The following is an 8,451-nucleotide window of genomic DNA, read 5'->3' as shown; positions in this document are numbered from 1 at the left end:
CTTTTAATATCTACAACTGATTGCTAAGTTAGCTCGTCACGCCAGCAAGCTGCGCGTCTACACGTAAATCAAACCACACTGTAAAACTTTGCCTGTAGGCGTAGAGCTTGCTCACGCGAAAAGCGCAGCTTTTAATTACTTATATCTAAATCTAACACTTAATAACGAGTATCTTCGTTATGTCTGTGCCCACTGCCTAAGCAAATTATGATAAACCCCCGTTAACTGAATAATCTCAGGGCTATCTTCTACTTTGCTGCGCAAACTTTGAATCGATGTATCTAAATCAAATAATAAACCACGTTTTTCGTCGCTGTTAACCATGCTTTGCAACCAAAAAAATGAGGCTAACCTTCGCCCACTTGTAACTGGCATTACACGGTGCAGGCTGGTTGATGGGTACAACACCATACTCCCAGCTGGTAATTTTACGCTGTGCGATCCATACGTATCTTCAATAACTAATTCTCCACCCTCATAATCTTCAGGCTCATTAATAAAAAGCGTCATTGATACATCTGTTCGTACTTTTACAGGCGTACCAGGAACCTGCCTAATGGCATTATCGACATGCACACCAAACGATTGTCCGCCTTGATAACAGTTAAATAATGGAGGAAATATTTTTGCAGGAAGTGCTGCCGACATAAACAAATTGCTACGAGCGAGAGCTGCCATAATAATGTCGCCAAGCTCTTGGCATTCAGGACTATTTTCAGGTAACTGTAAGTTATTTTTAGCTTTCGTTGATTGATGCCCAGCCGTAATACTACCATCTGCCCACTGTGCTTTTAGTAAAACCTCATGACAATAAGCAACTTCTTCTTTAGTTAACAACTCTGGTATTTTAACTAACATGTGCGCCCTCTCACATAATAAAAAGAAAGGGCAGAAATTTCTGCCCTTAATGATTATGTACTCTTAAAGTAAAGTTTAAAAAGAGTAACTTGCCGTTAAGCTAAACTTACGACCTTCACCAGGAACAAAGTGTCCGCCACCTAACTGGTTAACGTAATCTTTATCACCTAAGTTTTCAGCATTAAGCTGCAAGCTCAAATCTTTTGATACATCATACGCAACCATTAAATCAAAAATAGTATAGCTTGGAGCACGAGCGCGAGTAGACGATGAACTACTGTAACGCTCACCTAAATACTGCATACCTGCACCAAATGATAATTGCTCAGATATTTCGTATGTTGTCCATATGCTCGCACTATTTTTAGGCGTACGTGGTAACTCATTACCTATTTGAATAATATCGTCACCTGATGCTTTAGTTACTTCGCTATCTTGATAAGTATACGATGCAATAACGGTCCACTCTTTGGTGATTAAACCTGTAGCTGATAACTCTAAACCCTGAACTCGTTGTTCGCCATTTAATAAATCAGCTCGTGTATCTTCTGCAAATGGATCATCGGTACGAGCATTTGTTTTTTCAGTACGAAAAAGAGCTGCATTAGTTTGTAAGCGACCATCCATTAAGTTCCATTTCGTACCTAATTCATAGCTATTACTTTCTTCTGGATCAAGATCTGCTGTATTTCCGCGAGTAGATACCGTAATACCTTCGGCTGAAGGATTAAACGAATTACCCGCCCCAAAATAAATACTGCCGTTTTCTGTAGGTTTATAAACTACAGCTGCATTCCAGCTAAATAAGTCGTCACTTGTAGAAATTAAAGCACTTGGGTTCGCGTAATCGTAATGGTAATCCGTAGTAAAGCTATCAAAACGAATTCCGCCTGTAACTTCCCATTGCTTATTAAGGGTTACTGTATCAAATGCATAAATAGCTTGGTTTTTAGCTTTAGCTTCAATACTTGTACCGTTACGACCGTACACACCCGTAAATGCAATTATTGCATCAGGATTGTATAAGTCGTTACGGATTCCATCTTCAATTAGATTATCAGCCGTAGTTGCAACAAAGTTATGGCGTGTAAACGTTTCGTTTGCAAGTTCAATACCCACTACAACATCGTGAGTAAAACCAGCAAACTCGTAGTTACCAATTAAATCAACTTGTAATGCAGCCAATGAATTTTCTGTATCACGTGTTTTTTCATCTGCAAAGGTAATATCTGTATCGGTTGTAACTGAAAAGAAACGTGGTGCAGTTGTTACCGATTCACGCTTAACTTTACCTAAACGGACTTGTGTACGTAACGTAGTATTTTTAGAAAAATCATACTCATGACGGGCAGTTGTTGAATAAGCTTCTATGTCTTCATAATCACGGTAAACGTTACCATAAAAGTTATCAAAATCGACTGGTGGTGGAGCGTATTCATTGCCAACTAGTTCAGCAACTGGGGTATCACTTCTAACCCATGCAATACCGTAATCTGGTAAATTATCTTGTCGTTGGTATTCAAAATTCAGATCAAATCGACTGTTGGTTCCAAGCCCTGTAGCCAAAGCAACAGCAATTGCATTTTTTTCGTTTTCAACATAATCACGGCCAGCAACATCACCTGAATCAGACAATAAATTAACACGTAATGCGCTTGTTTCGTTTACTTGAATATTAGTATCAAGACGACCACGGTAATCGTTTTCTGTGCCTAAACGTAACGAAACATCATTAAAGTTGTCTAATTTCGCCTTTTTAGTTTCTAGATTAACGCTGCCGCCTGTTGCACCACGACCAGAGACTGCAGAACCAGGGCCTTTAGCTACTTCAACGGCTTCAATGTTATAAACATCGCGAGTGTATCCAGCAACATCACGAATACCATCAACAAAAATATCACTTGCGGCACTAAAACCACGAATAGACATGCTATCGCCAGTAGGAGAACCACCTTCGCCTGCTGCTAAAGAAATACCTGATACATTGCGTAATGCATCTTGTAAGCTATCTACGTTTCTATCTTTCATTACCGCTTGGTTAATTACAGTAACTGTTTTAGCCGTATCGAGTAGCGGTTGAGTATATTTATGCGATGTTGATTTTTCTACAACATAGCTAGACTCGGTTTTAGTTTGCGCTTTCGTTACCGATAACTCTTGAACATCCTGTGCACTCGCCCAAGTTGAAAGAGTGGCTGTAACAACCGCCGCAATTGGTTTTGCGTAGGTATTCCCTTTATTCGATGGCTTACTCATGGTTACTCCGAGGTTTAAACTAATTAGGTACATGTTGAATTTCGGCAAAATCCTACCACCGCCACAAATAAATGTAAACGCTAATTGTTATCAGTTGCGTTGTTATACCTGTTGTTATATTGTATGCGCACTTAAAAATTAACAGTAATTGCTCCGTGTAATTACTCGTCGTAACTTTCAGGGTCTTTGTTGAACAATGCGAAGTTTAATTAAACCAATCAGTATGGTTATCGCGCTTTGTTGCGCTATGACAGTGCAAGCCGATACCGTTAGCGAATTAGAACAACTCATCAACAAATGGCTGCAAATAGAAAATCAAAACAATAAATTAAATACTCATTGGCTTGAACAAAAAAGCAGTATGGAGCAAACATTAACGCTTTTAGATGCTGAGCAGCAGCAACTTAGCGAGCTTAATCAGCGTAGAAAAAAAAGCACCAGCGAGCTTACTCAAAAACGCGAACAGCTTGTTACTAAACAATCTGAACTTGAAAACGATCAACAACAATTAAACGAACAACTTACACGCATTTCCCAGCAATTACTTTCATTACAAGTGCAATTACCTCCGCCACTTTTAAGTAGCTGGAAAAACACAGGTGATTTAACTAACTCACAACTAAATACCACAGATAAATTGCAAACAGCACTCAAGATGCTGGGGTTATTACGTGATTTTCAGCAACGGATTTCTATACACGAAATGGCAATTCTGCACCCTGACGGCCAAGAAGTATGGGTAAAACAGCTTTACTTAGGTGCAGCCCAAGCTTGGTTTGTAAGTGAAGATTTAAGTTATGTAGGCATTGGCTTTCCAAGTGATTTAGGCTGGCAGTGGGAGTTCGATCCGAGTATTAACGCTGAGCAAGTTGCATTAGGAATAGCTGTTCAACAAAAAAAGCGCGCTGCTGACTGGGTAACACTACCTATCTTAAGTTATGCAAAAAATACACAAAAAGGGGCTAAATAATGATTTTCGCCCGCATCCTTAAAATAGCTAATATTTTAGCTTTACTCTTTAGTGCAAACATCGTTTTTGCAGCAAGCAGTGATGACGCGCAACAAAGTATTTTAAGTGACATTAAAACAGCTCAACGCGCGTTGAATAAAACTCAAAATAACATTGCCAAAGAGCAAGCCGCTCTTGCTAAAAATATATTTAACAAGCAGCAATCACTGAATAAATTACGTGAGCAGGCTGCCGTTAACCGCCGCCTTGCTGATGAAGATACTTTGAGTTTAAATCAGCTGCAAACACGCCTAGATACATGGCAACAGCAGCAACAATATCAGCTAAATTTGTTAAATCGATTTGTACGCCAAAATAGTAAAAACCAACACATTACTAATGATCAAAACGAATTGTTGAAACAAGTAGTATCACTTATTAATGACCAAAAACAGGCACTTTATCCACAATTTAAAAAGCAATCGGTTGTGCTAAGTAATGGCGAATTAAGCCAAGCGAATACCCTGCAAGTAGGCCCAGTTGCTTGGTTTAGTACACAAACCCCAAAACTAGCTGGATTACTCGATTTAGACGACAAATCTAACGCGTTAAAGGTAGCGCTAGTGCAATCTACGAGTGACGATAACCCTCTCGATAATACCTTAAAACAAAATGGCGTAGGATCTACACTCCTCACTTTTGATCCGAGTTTAACGCATTTAGTAACGAGTCAGTCTCAACAAGAAAGTCCGCTGGAGCATTTAGAAAAAGGCGGTTTATGGGCTATTCCTATTATTTTATTTGCCTGCTTTGCACTAACTATCGCATTACTGAAAGCAGCTCAGTTACTGCGTTTAAATAAAATAAAAATGCACTCGCAATTGCAATTACAGAAATTGTTTATAAGTAAAAATAGCAGCGAATTTAATGGCATGCAGCAACAGCTATTTAACCTAACCTTGCAAAGCGAAAAAGGCCAAATACGAGATGATCAGTTATTTAACCAACTTATCCACGATAAACACAAGCTCGATAACTTTATTGGTGCAATAGCCGTTACTGCAGCAGTAGCACCACTACTTGGCTTACTGGGTACTGTAAGCGGTATGATCGAAACATTCAAAATGATGACCTTGTTCGGATCAGGCGATCCTGAGGTCGTATCAGGTGGCATTGCACAAGCACTCATAACCACAGAACTTGGTTTAGTCGTTGCTATACCAGCTCTGGTACTAAACGCTTTGTTATCGCGTAAAGCTAAAGCCTATTACAGCCAATTAGAAGGCTTTGCATTACAGCTAAGTCAGCTAGATGAAGGAAAAAACAATGTTTGATCAAATCATTAGTAACCCTATTTGTTGGTGCATTATTTTACTGGCTTTATTTGTGTATCAATTGATTTTTCATGACTTACTACATCTGAAACATTATCAAACACAGCGCAAAGGTTATTGGCAAGAAGTAAGCTCTATTTTAACTGCGGCTTTGCCACTACTTGGTTTACTAGGCACAATTGTTGGCTTACTCGATACCTTTAAAGTTATGGCTCAGGGTCATAATGAGTTAATGAGTGATGCAATTGGCCATGCATTACTAACCACTCAACTTGGTCTGGTGTGCGCTATTCCTGCTTGGTTAATGCAAGCCTATTTAGCATATTCGCAGCGCAACCCTAAATTACATGCACTAAGTAAACAATTAGGGTAATAACCATGCAATCACGTTTAAAACATCGCTTAGAACAAGAATCTGGCCAACATATTGATATGTCGCCGCTACTTGATGTGGTATTTATATTGCTAATATTTTTTATTGTGACTACGGTATTCGTACGCGAGAGTGGCGTTGAGGTTGATAAACCACAAGCCGTATCGGCCAGCCGTCTAGAACAACAAGTTATATTTTTAGCCATAACAGACACCCAACAAGTATTTTTTGATGGCAGCCAAATTGGTGTTGCTGGCGTGCGCAGCAGCGTTGAACAAATGCTAAAGCAACAACAGCGCCCTGTGGTTATTCAAGCCGATAAAACAGTACCTACCGAGTTGCTTGTTCAAGTGATTGACGAGGCAAAGCTTGCCGGTGCTGCACAAGTTAATTTAGCGACCAAACAATAATATGTACGCGATTACACCGACCCAAAAATCACGAAATATTCGTCATCCATTGTTTGCATTTGCGCTAAGCCTAATAGTACTTACTGCTGCATTGTTACTTTTATGGCTCGCTCAACTAGCTGAACATATAGTGCAAGATAAAGTTATTGTACGCGAGGTAGCTATGGTGGCATTACCGCCACCACCTCCGCCTTCAATACAACAGCAACAAGCAAATGAGCCTGCGCAAAGCTTAATGGTGGAAGGCGCTGGCGCTTCTATTCAAGCAGTTAAAATTAAAATAAAGAGTAAACTAAAAATTGTAAGACCCGATACGCCAAGTGTAAAAGTAAGTACGCCACAATGGCAATCGGTCAATGTAAATTGGGATGCACTTAGCCTAAACCAGCTCGACGGCCTACCCACTTTACTCACACCAGTAAAAGCATTACTCCCAAAAAGCTTAACTCGCCAAGGTATTGATACATTTACCGTAAAGCTCGATGTACTAATTGATGAGGGTGGCAATGTAAGTTTGATTGAAGTGGTGCAAAATCCGTATCCGTCGCTTAAACCTGCAATCGATAAAATAATTAAACAGAGTCGCTTTAGCGCGCCTAAAAAAGAAGGCGAAGTCGTACGCGCTCGCTTTATTTGGCCCATTGAATTTAAACCTTAAGCTTTAAGCCTTATTAAAATGAAAAATATGAACGTAATTAAAACGCTAAAACCTTTCACTCACGCATTACTAACAACTTTAATGTGCTCATTGCCTTTATTAGCTGTTGGTAATGTGAATGCAAACACAGTAAGTACTCCACTGAAAGTAATTTTATCTCCTAGCGATCCAACATGGCAATTGGCCATAAATAATAAATTACTTAGTCCTACTGAAATGCTTATTGAACCGACTGAACGTGGCTTTGCACGCCAAGTGCAACCATTACTACAAGCAGGTAATTATAACGAAGTAGCCGCGCTATTTAAAAACCGCGACCTCACGCAAGATAGCACCGCACTCAATTTATTGCGTGCTCAGGTTTTACTCACCTTAAAAGAGTTCGATAACGCCGAAAATGCATATTTAGCATGTTTAAAAGCCGCACCTAACTTAGTAAAAGCTCACCAAGGTTTGAGCCTTTTATACATGCAACAAGCAAATTACAACAAGGCACAAACACACCTAGTACACAGTATTGAACAGGGCCAAGCAGATGCACAAAGTTATGCGCAACTTGCTTATATTCATGTACAACACAGCCAGCCTTGGAGCGCAGTAGCCGCTTATCGTCAAGCACTGATGCTTGCCCCTGAAACGCCTCAGTACCAACAAGGGCTATTGTTTGCCTTAATTGAATCGGGCGATTTAAATCAAGCAAATGCATTATTAAAAGAGTTACTTAATAAAACACCTGATAATGCTCAATTGTGGTTGCAACGTGCACAAATAGCACTGCAATTAGAGCAAAATAAAAAAGCACTTGCCGCCATTGAAGTGGCCTTAAAACTCAACCCTAAAGATACCAGTAACCAGCTTTTAGCAGCCCAGCTGCATTTAAGTGAAGGCAGCACTGAACGCGCTGTTAGTTTATTAAAGCAAGGTTTAAAACACGCCACTAAACAGCAGCAAGTTGAGGTTATTAATACCACGATGCAAACTTTAGGCTGGCTTGTATCTCAACAAAAATGGGATTTAGCTAAAGAGCTAATAGGCAGCGCAAAAAGATTAACTAAGCAGCTACCCCGTGATGAACAAGCGCAGTTTTCTGTATACAGCGCACAAATTGCTATGCAACAAGGTAATGCTAAGCGTGCTCTTAAAAGCTTAAATAACGCACTTAAAATAAACCCGAATTTAGGTGATGCTTTACTTAGTTTAGCGAGTATATATCGCAGTAAAGGCCAACTCACCCAAGCTAAACTTATGTATGTTCGTGCACAGGCACTTCCTGATTACCAACTATCGGCATGGCTTGGGTTATCGCAAATAGCAATTGATTCTAAAGACTACTCTAGTGCGCTGAAGCATCTTAGAAAAGCATTGCAAGCTAACCCGCAACGCCAGGATTTGATTACCAATATTCGTGCACTTGAAAATATTGTGCGCCAAGAAGGGTAAGTTTATAGCTTCTCACGTGAGCAAGCGAGGCGTCTACATTTTCAGCCATTGAGTTTCCCTGTAGACGCACAGCTTGCTGGCGTGTAAAAACTTAATAATTAGAAGCTACGCTTCTCACGTGAGCAAGCTCTACGTCTACAGATAAAGTTTAACGCTGTGGTTAAACTCACTTG

Annotated in this window: 8 protein-coding genes; 6 read left to right on the top strand and 2 right to left on the bottom strand. The window is 39.9% G+C overall.

Features of this window, described 5'->3' with window-relative positions; genetic code table 11:
* Nucleotides 1-177: 177 nt before the first annotated feature.
* Together DO88_RS03685 and DO88_RS03690 are read right to left on the bottom strand one after the other, a co-directional pair.
* Nucleotides 178-858: a Fe2+-dependent dioxygenase gene (locus tag DO88_RS03685; protein ID WP_033031917.1), complete on the bottom strand. Its 681-nt coding sequence runs from the start codon at nucleotides 856-858 to the stop codon at nucleotides 178-180.
* Between the two features lie 75 nt (nucleotides 859-933).
* Entirely contained in the window at nucleotides 934-3,114 is a 2,181-nt protein-coding gene (locus DO88_RS03690; protein ID WP_033040529.1) for a TonB-dependent receptor, read from the bottom strand.
* Between the two features lie 196 nt (nucleotides 3,115-3,310).
* Here DO88_RS03690 and DO88_RS03695 point away from each other — a divergent pair, with 196 nt between their 5' ends.
* From DO88_RS03695 to DO88_RS03720, 6 genes are read left to right on the top strand one after another with little or no spacing between them, the layout of a single operon-like run.
* Nucleotides 3,311-4,084, top strand: a complete 774-nt coding sequence (locus DO88_RS03695; protein WP_033031921.1) for a DUF3450 family protein — start codon at nucleotides 3,311-3,313, stop codon at nucleotides 4,082-4,084.
* Nucleotides 4,084-5,397, top strand: a complete 1,314-nt coding sequence (locus tag DO88_RS03700; RefSeq protein WP_033040527.1) for a MotA/TolQ/ExbB proton channel family protein — start codon at nucleotides 4,084-4,086, stop codon at nucleotides 5,395-5,397. Before DO88_RS03695 ends, DO88_RS03700 begins: the two co-directional genes overlap by 1 nt.
* Entirely contained in the window at nucleotides 5,390-5,770 is a 381-nt protein-coding gene (locus tag DO88_RS03705) for a MotA/TolQ/ExbB proton channel family protein (RefSeq protein ID WP_007378976.1), read from the top strand. The genes DO88_RS03700 and DO88_RS03705 overlap by 8 nt, the downstream gene beginning before the upstream one ends.
* A 5-nt stretch (nucleotides 5,771-5,775) precedes the next feature.
* A complete protein-coding gene (locus tag DO88_RS03710) occupies nucleotides 5,776-6,180 on the top strand; it encodes an ExbD/TolR family protein (protein ID WP_007378977.1) in 405 nt (134 codons plus the stop codon).
* Nucleotide 6,181: 1 nt separating this feature from the next.
* On the top strand, nucleotides 6,182-6,838 hold the full coding sequence (locus DO88_RS03715) for an energy transducer TonB (protein ID WP_033031925.1): 657 nt from the start codon (nucleotides 6,182-6,184) through the stop codon (nucleotides 6,836-6,838).
* A gap of 27 nt (nucleotides 6,839-6,865) precedes the next feature.
* Entirely contained in the window at nucleotides 6,866-8,278 is a 1,413-nt protein-coding gene (locus DO88_RS03720) for a tetratricopeptide repeat protein (protein WP_033040531.1), read from the top strand.
* Nucleotides 8,279-8,451 lie beyond the last annotated feature (173 nt).

The sequence above is a fragment of the Pseudoalteromonas sp. S3431 genome, assembly GCF_000690035.1.
GTDB lineage: Bacteria > Pseudomonadota > Gammaproteobacteria > Enterobacterales > Alteromonadaceae > Pseudoalteromonas > Pseudoalteromonas fuliginea.
This window is presented reverse-complemented; position numbering and strand designations above follow the sequence as displayed.